We start from the raw sequence: 18,305 nt of genomic DNA, 5'->3' as shown, positions 1-18,305 counted from the left end.
CCTCCTTGTTAGTCTTTATCCTAATAAAGACTAAAGGCAAAAGGTAAGCTGAATATGAAATGTATTCATAGGTTTTGTAAATATACAGATTGAAATACGAAAAACGCCTTATGATAAAATTGTTCAGTTACGCTGAAAATTTATCTCGTTCAGTAGTTATAGTAAAGGGGGCTCCCCACCCGAGTGTACCTGCTGCCTGCTCCGGCTTTCTTTGTCCATTGTTGAATGAAATAGCTGCAAAATGTACATTTACTTATCCGGAAATGCTGCCACAGCACTTGATTAAGTGTAAAACCCGCAGTTATTCTGCTATCTTTTACAGAAGAGGCAAAGAAGCGAGGAAAACATTGTATGAAATGCAATTAAACGAATGATTGAGTAAAGAATGTAAAGTTAGTTGTATGATTTGCAATTAGTGGTTAGTGCCAAGCGGTCAAGCACACTTTTACCACCCATCCGGCCAAATCTGCGGACGCTAACGGCACTAGCGTTGCATCAAATCCGATCTGACAAGATATATTTTCTAGCCACACCAATAATCTAGCGGATGCCACAAGCGCTATTTGTTCCAAAAACGCGGATTTAAAATTGTAACGGTTGCCATCGTGCTTATTTCACTGAAATCCGGCTATTTTTGCTTAGATTCAGGCAAATAACGACGCTCATAACCGTTAGAATTTAGAAAGGGCCTTTTTTCGGAAAATAGCCGCTGCTGCAACCGTTAGATTTCCGGGAAGCTTGCACGGGAAGCTTCTACGGGATGCTTTTACGGGAAAGCTTCCCGGAATCTTGGAAATATTATTAATAATAAAGCAGGGGAACCACTCTCATGGCTCCCCTGCTTTATTATAATACCTATAAATAATTCCCCTATTCCGTCAGCCAACGCTTAAACATACGCTTCGTGGTGTCCCGGTTCATCTCGGCGATCGAAGTGGTCAGCGGGATGCCTTTCGGGCAGGCGCGAACGCAGTTTTGCGAGTTGCCGCAGCCTTCGATGCCGCCGTCTTCCATCAGCGCGTCCAAGCGCTCGTCGGCGTTCATGGCGCCGGTCGGGTGCGCGTTGAACAGGCGTACTTGGGAAATGGCCGCCGGGCCGATGAAGTCCGTTTTCTCGTTGACGTTCGGACAAGCCTCCAGGCAGACGCCGCAGGTCATGCACTTCGACAGCTCATACGCCCATTGGCGTTTTTTCTCCGGCATGCGCGGACCCGGCCCCAAATCGTACGTACCGTCGATCGGAATCCACGCTTTCACCCGCTTCAGAGCGTTAAACATCCGGCTGCGGTCGATCACCAAATCGCGCACGACCGGGAACGTCCGCATCGGTTCGATGCGCACCGGCTGCTCCAGTTGATCGATCAGCGCCGCGCATGCCTGGCGCGGTTTGCCGTTGATGACCATCGAGCAGGCGCCGCAAACCTCCTCCAGACAGTTCGACTCCCAGCATACCGGAGCGGTGTGCTCGCCCTTCTGGTTTACCGGGTTGCGCTGAATTTCCATCAAAGCGCTGATCACGTTCATGTTCGGCCGATAGTCCAGCTCAAACTCCTCGGTATAAGGCTGGGAGTTCGGGTCGTCCTGGCGCGTAATGATGAATTTGACTTTTTTGCCTGACTTTTGTTTTACGGCTGCTTCCGTTTCCGCCATCGCCATGGCTATCCCCTCCTATTTATCCTTCGAGTAATCGCGAATCCGCGGCGGGATCAAAGAGACGTCCACGTCCTCATACGAGATTTGCGGGCCGTCCGGCGTCCATGTCGCTTTCGTCGTCTTCAAAAATTCCTCGTCGTTCCGGTTCGGGAAATCCGGTTTATAATGCGCGCCCCGGCTTTCGTTGCGCAGCAGCGCGCCCAGCGTCATCGCTTCGGCCAGCTCCAGCATGTTCCACAGCTGACGGGTAAACGCGGCCCCGGCATTGTTCCAGCGAGACGTATCGTTGATGTTGATTTTCTTGTAGCGTTCCTTCAGTTCCTTAATCTTGTTGATCGTCGCTTCGAGCCGGTCGTTGTAACGGACGACCGTCATGTTGTCCGTCATCCATTCGCCCAGCTCTTTATGAAGAACGTAGGCGTTCTCCGACCCGTTCATGTTCAGCAGGCCTTCGAATTTGTCCTCCTGCGCTTTGCGATAGCGATCGAACACGTCCGGACGGATGTCGTCGGCCGATTTTTTCAAGCCGCGGATATATTCCACCGCTTTCGGTCCGGCCACCATGCCGCCGTAGATGGCGGAGACCAGCGAATTGGCCCCGAGCCGGTTCGCGCCGTGGTATTGATATTCGCATTCCCCTGCCGCAAACAACCCGGGAATGTTGGTCATTTGATTGTAATCGACCCACATGCCGCCCATCGAGTAATGGACCGCCGGGAAGATTTTCATCGGAATTTTGCGCGGATCGTCGCCCATGAATTTTTCATAGATTTCAATGATGCCGCCGAGCTTGACGTCCAGTTCCTTCGGGTCCTTATGCGACAAATCGAGATACACCATGTTTTCGCCGTTAATGCCCAGCTTCTGATCAACGCAAACGTGGAAAATTTCCCGGGTGGCGATGTCGCGGGGCACCAGGTTGCCGTAAGCCGGGTATTTTTCCTCGAGGAAGTACCACGGTTTGCCGTCTTTGTACGTCCAAATCCGTCCGCCTTCGCCCCGCGCCGACTCCGACATCAGCCGCAGCTTGTCGTCCCCCGGAATCGCCGTCGGGTGAATTTGGATGAACTCGCCGTTGGCGTAATGGACACCCTGCTGGTATACCGCGCTGGCGGCCGTGCCGGTGTTGATCACCGAGTTGGTCGTTTTGCCGAAAATAATCCCCGGTCCGCCCGTCGCCAAAATCACCGCGTCGGAAGCGAACGTTACGATTTCCATGGAACGCAGGTTTTGCGCGGTAATGCCGCGGCATACGCCATCATCGTCCAGCACGACCGAAAGGAATTCCCAGTTCTCGTATTTCGTGACCAGCCCCGCCGCTTCATGACGGCGCACCTGCTCGTCGAGGGCGTACAGCAACTGCTGTCCCGTCGTCGCTCCGGCAAAAGCGGTCCGGTGATGCTTGGTCCCGCCGAACCGGCGGAAATCCAGCAAGCCTTCCGGGGTGCGGTTGAACATAACGCCCATCCGGTCCATCAGGTGAATGATGCCGGGCGCCGCTTCGCACATCGCTTTGACCGGCGGCTGGTTGGCCAGAAAGTCTCCGCCGTATACCGTATCGTCGAAATGCTCCCATGGGGAGTCGCCTTCGCCTTTCGTGTTCACGGCCCCGTTAATGCCGCCCTGCGCGCACACCGAGTGGGAACGTTTCACCGGCACAAGCGAAAACAGATGCACCGGCACGCCCGCCTCGGCCGATTTGATCGTAGCCATCAGCCCGGCCAGACCGCCGCCAACGACAATTACGCTTTGTTTAGCCATTGTATTTCAACTCCTAAAAGTTTTGTATAGCGTTACGATTTGCTATGCTCCCCAAAATATCGCGATATCGCCGCCAAAAATCATAATCTTCGTCCTTACGCCAGCAGTTACGCCAGCAGCGCCTTCGCCGACTCCAGCAAAGCCGTTCCTTCCGCCTGGAATTCGGCCCCGCGGAAAGCGAACAGCGAGCCGACGAACATCAGCGCAACGATCACGAACAGCCCCATGCAGATGTATGAGGAAACGCGCTGCGCGCGCGGGCCGACGGTGATGCCCCAGCTGACCATAAACGACCATAACCCGTTGGCGAAATGGAAGGACGCCGCCACGACCGAAATCAGATACAATAGGAAGAAAACCGGCTGGGTAACGATGCTGTGCATAACCCCGCCAAGCTCTTCATGAGTGACATTGCCCAGCGCCACTTGAACGCGGGTTTCCCACAAATGCCAAATCACGAAGGCAAAGACGATTACACCCGAAATCCGCTGGAGCAAATACCGCAGATTCCGTTCCGTCGGGAACCGCCCGTTATTCGGCTTCGCCTGGAAGGCGATATACAATCCGTAGACACCGTGGTACAGCAGCGGCAGCCAGATGCCGAAGATCTCCAGCACCAGCACGAGCGGCAGGCTGTTCAGGAAAGCCACGCTTTCCTTAAATCCCTGGCTTCCGCCTTCCACCGCCGAAAAGTTGGTGATCATGTGTTCCAGAATGAAAAACCCCAGCGGAATGACTCCGAGCAGCGAATGAAGTTTTCTGGAATAAAACCCTTTCATAAGTGCGCGTACCCCTTTCTAGTTTCCATCTTCCCTTGAACTTGCGCATTTTCAACAATAATCGACGAATCGATTAATACAGCCCTACAGTTTGGATATGATATATCCCACAACATCAAGGCTACTTTACTATGTTACAAAAGTAACATGTGAACATCTTGTGTCACTTTTCATGTTACTCCTTTTTATCTTATAATGGAATTGCAATATAGTTATTAATAGTTATACAAAAAGCACATAAGCAGCTTTTCACATATAGCCCGGTATAGTCCGGTATAGTCCGGTATAGTCCGATCACTTGTCCGTCAATAATCCGCGCCAATTGTCGAGCCCTATTTTTTTCTTCCCGAAAAAAGGAGGTTACCCCATGTTAGAAGAACTGCTTGTATTTACCACCGTCGTGGAGCAATCCAGTTTAAACAAAGCGTCGAAGCTGCTCAATTTGTCGCAGCCCGCACTTTCCCGAAAAATCGCAAAATTGGAGGATGAATGGGGGGTTGCGCTGTTTCACCGCAAAGGAAAACGCCTGGAGTTGACCCGTGTCGGTCAAGAGGCTTATTTGTACGCCCTGGAACAGCGGCAGCGCCATCAAAACTTTCTGCAGGCCGTCTCCCGTTTCAAAAAGGCGGAACGCACCGTCGTTACGCTGGGCGCCAGTCTGACGACCATCCAGACAACGCTGCCCCCGCTGGTCAAGGCGATGATGGACAAATTCCCGGACATCGAGCTCAAGCTCGTCACCGGGAAAACGCATGAGATCGTCTCCCACGTCCGCGACAAAAAAGTGGACATCGGCGTCGTCGCCTCCTCGATCAGCGAAGCCGGGTTAAAATGCATCCCGCTGTTTCAGGACCACCTGGAGCTTGTGGTCCCCAAGGGACATGAACTCGCATCCCCAACCCAAGACGGCCATCCCTCGATGGACGATCTGAACGGCCGGTCCATGATTATTTTCTCCAAAGGAACCTGGTACCGCCGGCTGGTCGACGACCTGTTCGGCCGCTACGGCATCGTCCCCGATGTCCGCATGGAGATCGACTCTTTCGAAGCGATCGTCCGGCTGCTGCCGATCTGCAAAGCGGCTTCCCTGCTCCCCAGATCGTACCTGCGCAGGCCGCTGCTGCGGGACAACGGGCTGGTGTCCGTGCCGATCCCCGAACTGGAGCAGACCCGTAGAGAAACTTGCCTGATTTACGGAGAGAAATCGGAGCTGACCAGCGAAACGAAAGAGTGGTTTACGCAAATTAGGGAAAGTCTGGTGGAGGAGCTGTCGCTGTAATTTTATGCGGAGAATTAACAAGTGCACAATATTTCAAATCCTTCGCAACAAGGAAGGGCAAATAGCCGATAATATAGAGTGCAGGTTATTTTTGAGAGGAGAAACGCAAAATGGAGAGAAAGCTATCAACGGGGATCATTGCAATCTTAGTACTGAATTTACTGCTTGGGGTCGCGGCGCCGACATCAATGATACACGCCGCCGGCAGTGCTAGCGGAATTCGGATTACGATGAATCCGCAAAATGGGGCCAGCAATGTTGACCCAGCCGCAACTAAATCTATTAAGCTGCAATTTGACCGCAAGGTACAGATCAATAAGGATTCGCTTAAAGTGTCCGAAAAAGGTAAGGAACCCTTGTCCAATATCGAGACGGTCCTTAGTGATGGGAGCCCGGGGAAGGGTACGAATGAAGTTACACTGCTGCTGCCGCAGTTAAAGTATAACACGACATACGTTGTACAAGCTGAAGAAGGCAATTTTGTGGATGCGGAGAACCGGAGCATTGCCTCCCCTGCTGTTCAGTATTTTTTCACAACAAAAACCGAGACAGCCGCCGGCAGCACTAACAATACCGTCAATGCTGGTGCGGCGGAAGAGACTTCGCCATTGCAAATGTTAGGTGTGACACCACTTGGGGGAAGTACGAACATTCCCGTGGATACCGAGTTTACGATGATTTTTAATCGCAACATTAAGATTAATAACGAATCCGCCATAGTTTTTAAGAAAAAAGAAAATGATGCGCAACTGGCTGTTCAGGTTAGAGCCTCCGGTTCAGGTTTGTTTATAAAGCCTGTTCATGAGTTGGACAAGGGAAGCAGGTATTATCTGTACATTGGTGCGGGTGCCGCAGCGGATGCTCAGACAGGGGCTGTATATATGAACGGCTGGGAGGGTTTATACGAGACGGAGACGGACAAGAATAGCAGCGAGGCTCCTGTCCTTCAAAGTGGAGAGATTACGAATAATACGATTATTTTAAAATATAGCAAGCCGCTTGGCACAAATAACAGCATCGCAACGACAGGCTTCAAGGTGGTGGTTAACCAGCGGGAAAGAGAAATTTCCAAGGTATACTCTTCCGGAAGCTATCTGTATATCGAATTAGTGACAGCTATTGAAGCAAGTGATTTGGTGGAATTATCGTACACCCCGAAAGCGAGTAATAAGCTAGTCCTTAGCTCTGGGCAGGCGCTTGCGGAAATCAGCAGCTATAAGGTGAGCAATACCAGCAGTAAGTCAACATTATCATTGATAGGTATTGAGGGCAAAGGGAACACAATTACCATTACTTATAATAAAACGCTAAAAAGCAAAAAATTGAATCCAAATCAATTCATTGTGCGTGTAAATCAGTCAGAGCTGCGGATCACCCGAGTTGAAATTGCCGGCAGCCAGGTTATTTTGACTTTGGCTTCATCGCTGGCGGAGAACGATAATGTTACCGTTTCTTTTGTCGATGGTGCGGATTCAATTGAGGACTTGGACGGCATTTATGGGAGCTATTACATTGATTATGTTGTAAAAGGCAAGGCTAGCACAGGATCAGAGCCGCCAGCTGCACAAGGCATGCCGTCCTTTGTAACGGCGATTTCCAGCTCTAACTTCGGACTTGGCGGTTATCTGCTAAATCTAAGTACGGCTAAGTCATCAAGCAGTGTATCGGTTGGCGGGCAAAATATCTCAAGATATACAATCGGCGCAGCACAACTGCAAGAAGCCATTAAATTCTTGATCTCCATAAATACGAATAAAAGCAAACGCGAACCGTTAATTTTTGAGGTGCCGGCGACGGAGAAAGCCGCTGAGGTGGCTATCCCGCTTGGCGCACTGTATGAAGGTTACAATCGCGGTAAGCTTGTTTCATTTTCAATTAAATACAATGAAACGATGTATGAGCTGCCGGTCGAGGAGATTCCGTTTGCGCAAATTGCCAAGTCCTTGAATAACGGGACACTAAGTGTAGATTCTTTAAATACGCTGTACTTGATTATTCAACTGGAATTTGTTTCGCCTGACCAGATTTCCATACCGATGACTATAAATGGGGTTTACGTGAACCAGGCAAGCAATCCTATACGCATTAGAATCATTGTGGTTTCTGAATCAGATGCGTCTAATCTTAACGCGGCTGCCCATTTGTTTAATATTTCTCATGCAGGGAAGCTTTATTTGCGCATTACCGGCAGTAAGGTAACATCTGCAAATGCAACGTTAGTGAAATACGACACAGTCAACAAGACGATCATTCCAATTCCGTCTAAAATTTCCGCAAGCAACGGGACGCTGGTATTTAGCGGAAATCCTGGCGGCAATCCAGCGAATAGCGGAGCCGGGGCATCCGGTTCGGGATCTGCCTCCGGACAAGCGGGGTCAGGATCGTCCAATGCGGGGGCGGAATCAGCAGCTTCAGGCGGCCTGATCGTTGGCCCAGCTTCAGGTACTGCTAATTATGGGGACACCGGGAAGCATTGGGCAAAAGCGGATATTGATGAGCTGACCTCGAAATTTGTAGTCAGTCCACGTAAAAGCGATTCTAACGCATTTGAGCCTGACCGGAATATTACGCGTGCAGAGTTCGCGGAGTACATCGCCAAAGCGCTGGGACTAGGCACAGATATAAAGGAAGCGCAGGTTTATCCGGACGTGAAGCTCGATACGCGCGGGGGCTACATAGGCGCTGCCAGCAAGGCCGGGATCATTACAGGATACCCTGACGGGAAATTCAGACCGGATCAGTATATTACCCGTGAGGAAATGGCTTTGATGATGGTGCGTGCCCTGAATTATGGCAAATATGAGCCTACCTTAAACGGCACACCGGCACAGGCTTTGACGAAGTTTAAGGATGCCTCCAAGATTCGTTATCAAGAAGCTGTAGCCAAAACAGTAAAGGCCGGCGTTATCCAGGGGGTGACGACAAATACCTTCCAGCCTCAGGGGAACGCAACACGCTCTCAAGCGACGGTAATGATCAAGCGGGTGTTGGATAAGCTGAATTTGGAATAGCTGAATCTGACGAGCTAATTTAGAGCCTTCAAGTTAGACTATTGAAAACTAAAACCGCCACCCAAGCCTTACGGCTTTCCGGTGGCGGTTTCTTTGACTTCCAAACCGAGTTTTTTGGCGACCCAGCCGGTGGTGCTCGCTTGAATGATGATCGTCAGCACAATCGCCATAAAAGCCAGCCCGGTAATCACGTTGGAATGAGCGATTCCCATCCCCGCAATCATGCCGGACAAGGCGGCCGGGATCACCCCGGTTTCGCGCACCCAGCACATGAACAGCAGCTCGCGCCACGTCCACTTCACCTTGCGGTCGGGCCAGGCGCACAGCAGCACCGACAGCGGGCGGGCCACAAACATCAAGATCAGCACCGCCGCCAGGCTTGGCCAGAAAAATTGCCCGAGCGTGGCAAAATTCACTTGGCTGCCCAGCAGCACAAAGATCAGCATGCGCAGCATAACCGTCATATTTTCAGCGAAAGAGCTCATTTCCACATGATTGTCTTTCAGGGACAAACCGAACGTTTCGGCATTTCCCCAGATCACCCCGGCGACAAACGTAGCCATAAACCCGCTGACATGCAGCAAATCGGCGATCAAGTATGAGGATAACGCGCAGACCGTCATGACGATTGTGGAATAGTCGCGAAAATAGCCGTGGCGGGCATGTCCCGCCAAATAAGTCAGTATGCCCGAGATAATCAGTCCGGCAAGAATTCCGCCGAGCGCGGTTTGGACAAACTCCCAGGACATGGCGCCAACGTCCAGCGCCCCGCCGCCGGCCACCGCGGCCAGCAGCGAAAACGTCAAGATCGAGCCGGTAGCGTCGTTAAACGCCGATTCGCTCTCCACCGTCTCGCGGACCCGCTCCTTGATTTTTACCTGCTTGAATACCGGAATGATCGAAGCCGGATCGGTGGAGGCGATGACCGCCGCGGCCAAAAAAGCAAAAATCCAATCAACGCCGAACAAGTAATGAACACCCACGCCCATGACGATCGTCGAAATCACCACGCCCGGTACGCTGAGCAGCGATAACGTAATCCATACGTTGCGAAGCCCGCTCAGCCGCAAATTCCGCCCGCCGTCAAACAAAATCAGCGCCGACCCGACCGTTAATATCAATTGATTGATCAGCGATCCGCTTTGTTCATGAATCAGCCCAAGCCCCGGACCGAGCAGCATCCCGACGGCGATGAACACCGCCACATCCGGCAGCCTTAGCCATGCCGCCAGTTTGCCCGATACTACGCCAACGCTGATAACGAATAAAATTAAGATCAGAAAATGATGTATCGCTTCGGTTACAGCCGATTCCATTCCGCCACATCCCAACCATCCAAAGTGAACCAACTCTTTTTTCTTAATAACCCGATAATAATTACTCGTTAATGACTTCCTCGAACTCTTCGATATTTCTCTTCGATCCGATGATGACCATAATGTCCCCTTCTTGCAGCTGATCCATGGCGGTAGGCGCCACCAGGATGCTTCCGTCGCGATGAATGGCCACGATGCTGCAGCCGAAACGGGCGCGCGGGTTAATGTCGCCCAGGTTTTTCCGGTCAAGGCAAGCGGGAACGTTCATTTCCACGATGCTGTATTCCTTGGACAATTCGATGTAATCCAGCAGATTTGGAGTCACGAGCTGATGCGCCACGCGGACGCCCATATCCCGTTCCGGAAAAATAACCCGGTCCACGCCAAGCTTTTGCAGCGCGCGGCCGTGCAAGACGGAGAGCGCCTTGGCGACCACGGTTTTGATCCCCAAGTCCTTGAGCAAAATCGCCGCCAAAATACTCATCTGAATATCGTTACCGATCGCGACGATCCCGCAGTCGAAGTTGCGGACGCCCAGCGATTTCAGCACTTCCTCGTCCGTGGCGTCCGCCACGACGGCATGCGTCAGCTGGTCGCTCAATTCGTTTACCACCTCTTCGTCCCGGTCGATCCCGAGCACCTCATACCCGAGGTCCATCAACTCCAGAGCCAGGCTGGAGCCGAACCGGCCCAGTCCGATGACTACAAACTGCTGCATTTTCATGTTTAATCTCAAGTCCCCTTATCTTATCCTATAATCATTTTGCCTTCCGGATGGCGGTACAATTCCTTGCCTTTCTTCGGTCCAAGCGCATAAGCTAGCGTAAGCGGCCCGAGTCTTCCGGCGAACATCGTAAAGCTGATGAGGATTTTGCCGATTACCGTTAGTTTCCCGGTAAGCCCCATCGTAAGCCCGACGGTGCCGAACGCGGAGGTCGTCTCGAACAGAATGCTCAGGAAGCTGGCGTCCTCGGTCGTGGACAGCACCATGGCGACGGCCACCACAAGAAATAAAGCGAGCATCGTGATGGTGACCGCTTTGAAAATACGTTCCTGGGCCATCCGGTAGCGGAACAGGACGAGGTCCGACTGTCCGCGGATCATGGAGATGACCGCGCCGACGAGAATGGTGAAGGTCGTCGTTTTGATCCCGCCGCCGGTCGAGCTGGGCGAAGCCCCGATAAACATCAGGATGATCATAAAAAATTGCGAAGCCTGCCGCAGCTCGCCGATATCGACCGTGTTGGCCCCGGCCGTCCGCGGCGTCACCGACTGGAACAGCGCGGCCCAAAATTTCCCGCCCCAGCCGAGCGGGGCTAGCGTCCGCGGATTGGTGAATTCGAATATAAATATGACCAGGGCCCCGACCACGATCAGCGCCGACGTCATCGACAGCACCACCTTGGAATGCAGCGACAGCTTGCGGCGGCGCCGGAAATCAATGATGTCCGACAGCACGATAAACCCGATGCCCCCGGACACGATGAGAAACATCGCCACGAAGTTGACGAGCGGATCGGCCACGTACAACGTCAAGCTCCGGTATTCGCCAAACAGGTCAAACCCGGCGTTGTTGAACATGGATACCGCGTGAAAAACGCCGAAGTACAGCGCCCGGCCCAGCGGCATGTCAAACGCCCAGCGAATCGCGAACAGCAGCGCCGCGCAGGATTCAATGACCAGCGAATACAGCAGCACCTTGCGGATCAGCCGGACGATCCCCTCCATCGTGTTCTGGTTCATCGCCTCCTGCAGGATCAGCCGGTCCTTCAGCGAGATTTTCCGTTTCAACACGAGCGAAAACAAGGTGGCCATGGTCATGAACCCAAGTCCGCCGACCTGAATCAGCAGCATGATTACGATTTGGCCAAACGTGGAAAAATAGGTCCCGGTGTCGACGACGACCAGTCCCGTTACGCATGTCGCCGAAGTCGCCGTAAACAGCGCGTCGACGAACGGCAGCGTCTCCCCGGCCGCACTGGAAATCGGCAGCATCAGCAGCAGCGATCCCAGCAAAATGATGAGCGCAAAACCCAACACCAAAATTTGCGGCGGGGAAAAGCTGATTTTTTTGAAAGACAATTCATTCACCCCATTGTTGTCGTGAAAAAAGAACAAAAGAAAAAAGCACTGGAAATCCAATGCCTTTCGGTGTTTGGTTCCTGTTGCAGGAGGCCTACGAGGTTAGCTGACGGATTCGGGCATGCACAGTTGCCCTAATCGCCCGACCAAGGCAGCCATACCGGCTGCCGCCACAATCGCGCGAAATTCACCCCAAAAAAATCGGTTCCCCCGTTTTCGAAATCGAAATTAGGCCTTAATATTTTTTCAATTGTTTTCATTCCGTTTTCGTCAAATGGATTATAATCCTTATTGGCTTCCACTACAAAGGTTCATTTTGATTAAAAACAGTGAAAAAGGGCTGGAAACGGCAAATCCCCGATCTTCTTGCCGTCCAATCTGAGCCATGCTAGGGTATAACGGGATTATTGCATCTTTTCATCATTTTTGCCTTCAACTGGCGTTGGAAATTCCACTATGTTATCTTTACTGTGATGTACTTCGCGCAAAATCATACTTGAGAACAAAAAATTTTAAAGGAGTTTTGTAATGTTTTCACCTATGAAACCGTCCAGCCGCAGGCTGAAGACAAAAACGCTTTGGCTGATGGCCCTGATCGGGTTGGTCATTTTCTTCATCGTCCAGATTTTTCCGACAACCGCTTCCGACACGCTGCAGATGGAACAGTCGGATGACGTCATCGCCAAATCGCAGGCCAGAACGAAAGCTATCGAATTTGCAAAGTCGGTGCTGAACATCGAGTTGGCCGGTCATCCCGAAAAAGCGCTCGTTACCTATGAATCGCGCTCCGATCTGTACGGTTATTTAACGAAGGCGGATTTGCTCGCCCCTTTCCTGAAGACGTATGACAAGCAATTTCCGTACGACGTATTTCGCGTCCGTTTCAACGAACCAAACGATGTGTTTAGCGCTTTGACCGTCGACGTTCACATGACCACCGGCAAAGTGGTCGGGTTCGAGGAAATCGTTTCCTCGAGCAATGCGAAAAAGCAGATGATGCTGGACTACGGTACCGAAACGCCAGACTCGCTGCGCACCTGGGAGGGCGATTTGACGCTGGAGGAGAAGGAGCGGCTGGCCGCGCCTTATCTGGCCGCGTTCGGCTTTGACCCAGCCCGCCTTGAGCGCGTGTCGGGCGAGGGCGATGTCGGTCTGCTCTATCACATCAAGGGGGATGAGCTCGGGGAGTCGCAAGCGACGATCGATATCCGCTACGAATACGGCGCCGTATCGTCATTCGAAAGCTACTTCTCCGTTCCTGAGTCGCATGCCGATTACGTCGCCGGGCAGACGCGGCTGGCCAACTGGCTTACCTTTGCCGGATACGCCCTGTTCACATTTGTGCTCGGCATCCTGGCCATCGTATACAGCGCGCTGACGCGGGCGCATACCACTTTTAAACGCGGGATTTTTCTGGCCGGCGCCTACTTCGTCTTGTCCGTCATCGGGACGGTCAACATGCTGCCTGTGTTTGAAAAGGACGGGCTCGATCCGATCGTGCTGACGGTAGGGTTCGTGATTCAAGGACTCGTCACCCTGATTCTTGCCGCCTCGGTATATTTCTCGCTCGTCGGCGGGGACGGACTGTGGCGGAAAAACGGCATCAATCTGTGGGCGCGGTCCAGGGAGGAAGGTTACGGCCGCCATGTGCTGACCGCGGTGGCCGACGGTTATGCGTGGGCTTTAATTTTGCTCGGGGTGCAGTCGGTTGTCTTCTTCATTCTGGAAAGAACGATTCATACCTGGTCGACGACCGATGCGACACAATCGCCGTACAACATGGTCTACCCGCTCCTGTTCCCGCTGCTCGCCTGGGTGGCCGGGATCGGCGAGGAAGCCGTTTACCGGCTGTTCGGCATTCCGATGCTGAAAAAGCTGTTCCGCAGCACGTTCATCGCCAGTCTTTTGACGACCTTGATCTGGGCTTTCGGCCATACGCTGTATCCGATCTATCCGGTCATTTCACGGCCGATCGAGTTGACCTTTATCGGACTGCTGTTCAGCTTCATTTTCCTGCGCTACGGCTTTCCGACCGTCGTTTTCTCGCACGTGATCTTTGACAGCATCCTTATGGCGCTGAGCCTGATGTTTATGGGCGGAGCGGTGAACATCGCCGCCGGTCTGGTCTACATCGCCCTGCCGGCGATCGTCGCTTACGTCATCTATCTGTTCAACCCGCCGGGCAAGGAGCGGCAGGGTCCGCCGCAGGGTCCACCGCCACTGCATCCGCTGCAGCCGCAGCAGCCGGAGCCCCCGCAATCTCCGCAGCTGCTGCAGCAGCCTTAGGCGGCTGTGAAGAGGGTTGACCCTGCAGAACGCAAAAAACCGTCGAAGCAATTTTTGCTTCGACGGTTTTTTGGTTTAAGGAGCAGAGAGGAGTGAGCGTTGCATTTGTTTCCGCAAAATAGCGGCAATTGGCACTAGCGCTGCATTTAAATCTGTGGAAAGTTACCTTTTCTGGGCAAACCAATATTCTAACGGTTGCCACAAGCGCTATTTGTTCCAATCCCGTTGATTTCAAATTGTAACGGTTGCCATGGAGCTTATTTCGCTGAAAACCGGTAATTTCTGCTTGGATTCAGGCAAATAACGGCGCTCATAACCGTTAGAATTTAGAAAAGGTCTTTTTTCGGCAAATAGCCGCTGCTGCAACCGTTAGATTTCGGATAGCTTTTACGGGAAAGCTTGAGCAAAAGTTAATGCAACGCCGCCAGTGACTTTGGATCCCTATCACGCTCCCGCTCCTTGCGATCATGGTAAGCCATGGCTCCAAAACTGGCCGTAGTTTACAATTCTTCCGGCACGTCCTCGTCCCGCAGGGCGTCGATAATTTGGCGGGCGAGCTTGTCGCCGATCGAAAGCGGCCGGAAGTCTTCGACTGAAGCCTCTTTGATTTTTTTCAGCGAGCCGAAATGCTTCAGCAGCGCCTTGCGCCGTTTCTCCCCGATGCCGGGGATCGCGTCGAGCCGCGAAACGACCATCGACTTGCCGCGCTGCTCGCGGTGGAACGTGATGGCGAAGCGGTGAACCTCATCCTGAATCCGCTGCAGCAGGTAGAACTCCTGGCTGTCGCGCGGCAGATGAATCGGCTCGGGCGGGTCAAAAGCCATCAGCTGCGCCGTTTTATGCTTGGCGTCCTTGACCAGGCCGCACACCGGGATATAGAGGCCCAGCTCGTTTTCCAATACGTCGGTCGCGGCGGAGATCTGCCCTTTGCCCCCGTCGACTACGACCACGTCGGGAAGCGGCAGGTTCTCTTTCAGCACCCGTTCGTACCTGCGGCGGATCACCTCGCGCATCGTTTCGTAGTCGTCCGGTCCCTGTACGGTCCGCACCTTGTATTTGCGGTACTCCTTCTTGGCCGGCTTGCCGTCGATAAACACGACCATCGCCGATACCGGGTTCGTCCCTTGGATGTTGGAGTTGTCGAACGCCTCGATGCGCGACGCCTTCTCCAGGCCGATCGCCCGCGCGAGGTTTTCCGCCGCCTTCGAAGTCCGCTCCTCATCCCGTTCGATCAGGCGGAATTTCTCGTCGAGCGCCACGCGCGCATTTTCCAAGGCCATCGTCACCATCTGCTTCTTCAGGCCGCGCTGCGGCACCAGCGTTTTGACGCCAAGCCATTCCTGCAGCGCCGCCGCTCCGGAGGCCGAATCCAGCGCCGCCGGCTGCTCCGCGGACCGGGTTTCCGGGCCGGCTTGAGCTTCCGGGCCGTTCTCGCCACGCAGCGCTGGTACCGGGCCAGCCTCGCCTTCCAGTTGCATGGCTTCCCCCGCTTGCGCCCCTGGCGTCGGCACCGGGCCGTTCTCGCCTTCCGGCGCTGGGGCCGGCACGGCCTGGACTCCCGGACTCAGCACCGGACTGTCCGCGCCTTCCGTTGCCGGAGCCAGCCCCGCCAGTGCAGCCAGCGCCGGTACCGCACCGTCCGCGCCTTCCTGCCCCGCAGCTTGCCCAGCCGCGGCCTCCGGCCCCAGGCCTACCGGCTCTGGCTCCGCTCCGTCTTCGCCGCGACGCTCAGCCGCAGCCCCGAACGGCTCAGCTCCGCGCTTCGGATCCCCCTCAGCCCGAGCGGCCTCAGCCTCCGCATCCTCCTTCATCTCCGGCAGCAAAATCTCCTGCGGCAAGGCCGGATTTTCACTGTAATACTGCGTGACGAACGACAGAAAATCTCCGTATGCATCGCCGTAAAACGGGAATACCGACGCATGCCGCTCGATCATTTTCCCCTGCCGCATGTACAGGATCTGCACGCACATCCAGCCTTTGTCGACGGCAAAGCCGAAGACGTCGCGGTCTTTGGCGTCTTTCATCGTGATCTTCTGCTTCTCCATCAGCGCGTTGATATTGATGATCTGGTCGCGCAGTTCCTTGGCCCGCTCGAATTGCAGCTCCTCGGCCGCCTCATGCATTTTGCGCTCCAGCTCTTTTTTGATCTCCTCGTGCCCACCGCTCAGAAACGACGTTATTTCCTGGGTCATATCGTCGTAGGTCGATTGCGGAACCTCCTGCACGCATGGCGCCAGGCATTGCCCCATATGGTAATAAAGGCACACCTCTTTGGGCATCACGTTGCATTTGCGCAGCGGATACATGCGGTCGAGCAGCTTTTTCGTTTGCTGGGCCGCATACGCGTTCGGGTACGGACCGAAATATTTCGCTTTATCTTTAAGCACCCGCCGGGTCACCTCGAGCCGGGGATGCGGTTCATTCGTAATTTTGATATAAGGGAAGGTTTTGTCGTCCTTCAAAAGCACGTTATAACGCGGATGATGCTGCTTAATGAGGTTGCACTCCAAAATGAGCGCCTCCATGTTGCTTCCGGTTACGATATATTCGAAATCGCGGATTTCCGAGACCAGCCGCTGCGTTTTTCCGTTATGGCTGCCGGTAAAATACGAACGGACCCGGTTTTTCAGCACTTTGGCTTTGCCGACATAGATGATTTTGCCGTCTTTGTTTTTCATTAAATAACAGCCCGGCAAATCCGGCAGCAACGCCAGCTTGTGGCGAATCGCCTCCAACGCCTTCTCCTGCTCCTGCCCCTGCGCTTCGTTGACAAATGAGTCCACGCCCTTCATCCTCCTCCCGCATGGAATTTAGAAAAACATCCGCGCCGCCCGAAGGCGTACACCGCTTACACAGAAAACGCCCCCGGACGAAACCGGAGGCGTAATCCAAGGCGCGCAGCAAAAGTCCCTATCGCCTTATCCCTGTCTTATTGATGCTTGGCGATCAGGTTTTTCAGCGTGTCTTTCGAGTTCAACCCGACGATTTTGTCGACCGGTTGACCGTCTTTGAACAGGATCAGGGTAGGAATGCTCATTACGCCAAAACGGGAAGCCGTTTCCGGATTGTCATCCACGTTGAGCTTGGCGATTTTCACCGAGTCCCCCACTTCTGCCGACAACTCCTCCAAAATCGGAGCGATCATTTTGCAGGGACCGCACCAGGGAGCCCAGAAATCAACTAGAACCGGACCTTGTCCTTCAATTTCGCTATTGAAAGACTGATCGGATACATTAACAATGGCCATGATATTCTCCTCCTTATAGGTTTGCTTGGGAGCGCGTCAAATACCTGCTGCTTCAGCCCAGCAATTGGATTGAATGTGAGAATGATGCAGACCGTTCGCCGGTAAAACGTTCCAAGATGAACATTTTCAGGGATCTCTCCCTGAGCGACAGCTGCCGAACCAATTATACCACATCCCACTAAAAAAAAGAAAGTGCTCGGCCCATCCCTTCTTCTTTACAAAGTGAAAAGCGATTGGTTATACTAAGAATAACCTGAAAACGAATTGTCTATGACAAATGTAGTTGACGACACGATAAATTCGCGAGGAGGCCCCATCGCTATGGATGCAAACACGCATGCGAACGATCCACGGCAGCATATTAACGAAGAACCGCGCAACGACCTGTTCGATCTGATGAACGGTTTCTTCGGCATGCTGACGTTAATGATCGTGATCTTTTTCGGGATGGTTATCATTAAATTTATTGCCGGTTAATTGAAGCGCCTACATACCTCCGGCATTGACGCTCGCTACGGCACGGCACGGCGGCAAAAAAACCGGACTTCCTTCGGGAAGTCCGGTTTTTTGCCGATGTTCGGGAAGGCACCGGCCCCTCCCGGAAATAGCGGTAATTTATGTCGTTATTTCTGCGGTGCTGCCCTTCGCTTAGAAAATAGCGGAACTTTCGGTCCCTATTTTCTAATTAAGCTTGAAAAAAACGCCTTTCTCCCCCCATCCGGCAACAATAGAGGTAAAAAATTCCGTTATTTTATGCCAAGCCCTTACCTTGGAGAAAATAGCGGAATTTTTTACCGTTATCTCCGCGGCCTCAGCAAACGTGGACCGCCCCCCACGGCGGCGGCAAGCTAAGTGCACTTGGCGGATGGAAGCCCCAGCCGTTTTATGGCG

12 protein-coding genes and 1 riboswitch are annotated in these 18,305 nt (G+C 53.2%); of the genes, 4 read left to right on the top strand and 8 right to left on the bottom strand.

What is annotated here, in order from left to right:
• Nucleotides 1-870: 870 nt before the first annotated feature.
• The 3 genes from sdhB to NYE74_RS10315 form a co-directional block, all read right to left on the bottom strand.
• Nucleotides 871-1,650: a succinate dehydrogenase iron-sulfur subunit gene (gene sdhB / locus NYE74_RS10325; RefSeq protein WP_036627639.1), complete on the bottom strand. Its 780-nt coding sequence runs from the start codon at nt 1,648-1,650 to the stop codon at nt 871-873.
• Nucleotides 1,651-1,668: 18 nt separating this feature from the next.
• The gene (gene sdhA / locus NYE74_RS10320; RefSeq protein ID WP_036620146.1) at nt 1,669-3,414 is read right to left on the bottom strand and encodes a succinate dehydrogenase flavoprotein subunit; all 1,746 of its coding nucleotides are present in this window, start codon (nt 3,412-3,414) and stop codon (nt 1,669-1,671) included.
• A gap of 107 nt (nt 3,415-3,521) precedes the next feature.
• Entirely contained in the window at nt 3,522-4,193 is a 672-nt protein-coding gene (locus tag NYE74_RS10315) for a succinate dehydrogenase cytochrome b558 subunit (protein WP_036620144.1), read from the bottom strand.
• A 367-nt stretch (nt 4,194-4,560) separates the two neighbouring features.
• On the opposite strand from NYE74_RS10315, the gene NYE74_RS10310 reads away from it, so the two are divergent.
• Complete coding sequence (locus NYE74_RS10310; RefSeq protein WP_036620140.1) at nt 4,561-5,472, top strand: LysR family transcriptional regulator; 912 nt, start codon at nt 4,561-4,563, stop codon at nt 5,470-5,472.
• A 110-nt stretch (nt 5,473-5,582) separates the two neighbouring features.
• Nucleotides 5,583-8,483, top strand: coding sequence for an S-layer homology domain-containing protein (locus tag NYE74_RS10305; RefSeq protein ID WP_341004779.1), 2,901 nt, complete (start codon nt 5,583-5,585; stop codon nt 8,481-8,483).
• A gap of 68 nt (nt 8,484-8,551) precedes the next feature.
• Here the strand turns inward: NYE74_RS10305 and NYE74_RS10300 are convergent, their stop codons facing one another.
• The 3 genes from NYE74_RS10300 to NYE74_RS10290 form a co-directional block, all read right to left on the bottom strand.
• Entirely contained in the window at nt 8,552-9,799 is a 1,248-nt protein-coding gene (locus NYE74_RS10300) for a cation:proton antiporter (protein WP_124333057.1), read from the bottom strand.
• Between the two features lie 61 nt (nt 9,800-9,860).
• Complete coding sequence (locus NYE74_RS10295; RefSeq protein WP_124333056.1) at nt 9,861-10,523, bottom strand: potassium channel family protein; 663 nt, start codon at nt 10,521-10,523, stop codon at nt 9,861-9,863.
• A gap of 23 nt (nt 10,524-10,546) precedes the next feature.
• A complete protein-coding gene (locus tag NYE74_RS10290) occupies nt 10,547-11,890 on the bottom strand; it encodes a TrkH family potassium uptake protein (RefSeq protein WP_051985826.1) in 1,344 nt (447 codons plus the stop codon).
• A 66-nt stretch (nt 11,891-11,956) separates the two neighbouring features.
• A riboswitch (cyclic di-AMP (ydaO/yuaA leader) is annotated at nt 11,957-12,126 on the bottom strand.
• 283 nt (nt 12,127-12,409) lie between these two features.
• Here NYE74_RS10290 and NYE74_RS10285 point away from each other — a divergent pair.
• Nucleotides 12,410-14,167 carry a CPBP family intramembrane glutamic endopeptidase gene (locus NYE74_RS10285; RefSeq protein WP_341004778.1) on the top strand — a complete coding sequence of 586 codons (1,758 nt, stop codon included), beginning with the start codon at nt 12,410-12,412 and terminating at the stop codon, nt 14,165-14,167.
• A 500-nt stretch (nt 14,168-14,667) separates the two neighbouring features.
• Here NYE74_RS10285 and uvrC read toward each other — a convergent pair whose 3' ends face one another.
• Together uvrC and trxA are read right to left on the bottom strand one after the other, a co-directional pair.
• Nucleotides 14,668-16,950 carry an excinuclease ABC subunit UvrC gene (gene uvrC / locus NYE74_RS10280; protein WP_316560637.1) on the bottom strand — a complete coding sequence of 761 codons (2,283 nt, stop codon included), beginning with the start codon at nt 16,948-16,950 and terminating at the stop codon, nt 14,668-14,670.
• A 146-nt stretch (nt 16,951-17,096) separates the two neighbouring features.
• Nucleotides 17,097-17,414 (bottom strand): thioredoxin, encoded by a 318-nt coding sequence (trxA, locus tag NYE74_RS10275; protein ID WP_036620128.1) that lies wholly within the window; start codon nt 17,412-17,414, stop codon nt 17,097-17,099.
• 321 nt (nt 17,415-17,735) lie between these two features.
• Here trxA and NYE74_RS10270 point away from each other — a divergent pair, with 321 nt between their 5' ends.
• The gene (locus tag NYE74_RS10270; protein WP_115311354.1) at nt 17,736-17,891 is read left to right on the top strand and encodes a YqzM family protein; all 156 of its coding nucleotides are present in this window, start codon (nt 17,736-17,738) and stop codon (nt 17,889-17,891) included.
• Nucleotides 17,892-18,305 lie beyond the last annotated feature (414 nt).

This window comes from Paenibacillus sp. FSL P4-0127, from assembly GCF_038007325.1.
In the GTDB taxonomy this organism is placed as follows: Bacteria; Bacillota; Bacilli; order Paenibacillales; family Paenibacillaceae; genus Fontibacillus; species Fontibacillus macerans.
Note: the sequence above shows the minus strand (reverse complement) of the source record. Positions and strands in the feature narration are given on the sequence as shown.

What these genes read in the sequence shown, in the direction of transcription:
- sdhB (WP_036627639.1), bottom strand. Translation starts at nt 1,650, where the DNA reads ATGGCGGAAACGGAAGCAGCCGTAAAACAAAAGTCAGGCAAAAAAGTC.
- sdhA (WP_036620146.1), bottom strand. Translation starts at nt 3,414, where the DNA reads ATGGCTAAACAAAGCGTAATTGTCGTTGGCGGCGGTCTGGCCGGGCTG.
- NYE74_RS10315 (WP_036620144.1), bottom strand. Translation starts at nt 4,193, where the DNA reads ATGAAAGGGTTTTATTCCAGAAAACTTCATTCGCTGCTCGGAGTCATT.
- NYE74_RS10310 (WP_036620140.1), top strand. Translation starts at nt 4,561, where the DNA reads ATGTTAGAAGAACTGCTTGTATTTACCACCGTCGTGGAGCAATCCAGT.
- NYE74_RS10305 (WP_341004779.1), top strand. Translation starts at nt 5,583, where the DNA reads ATGGAGAGAAAGCTATCAACGGGGATCATTGCAATCTTAGTACTGAAT.
- NYE74_RS10300 (WP_124333057.1), bottom strand. Translation starts at nt 9,799, where the DNA reads ATGGAATCGGCTGTAACCGAAGCGATACATCATTTTCTGATCTTAATT.
- NYE74_RS10295 (WP_124333056.1), bottom strand. Translation starts at nt 10,523, where the DNA reads ATGAAAATGCAGCAGTTTGTAGTCATCGGACTGGGCCGGTTCGGCTCC.
- NYE74_RS10285 (WP_341004778.1), top strand. Translation starts at nt 12,410, where the DNA reads ATGTTTTCACCTATGAAACCGTCCAGCCGCAGGCTGAAGACAAAAACG.
- trxA (WP_036620128.1), bottom strand. Translation starts at nt 17,414, where the DNA reads ATGGCCATTGTTAATGTATCCGATCAGTCTTTCAATAGCGAAATTGAA.
- NYE74_RS10270 (WP_115311354.1), top strand. Translation starts at nt 17,736, where the DNA reads ATGGATGCAAACACGCATGCGAACGATCCACGGCAGCATATTAACGAA.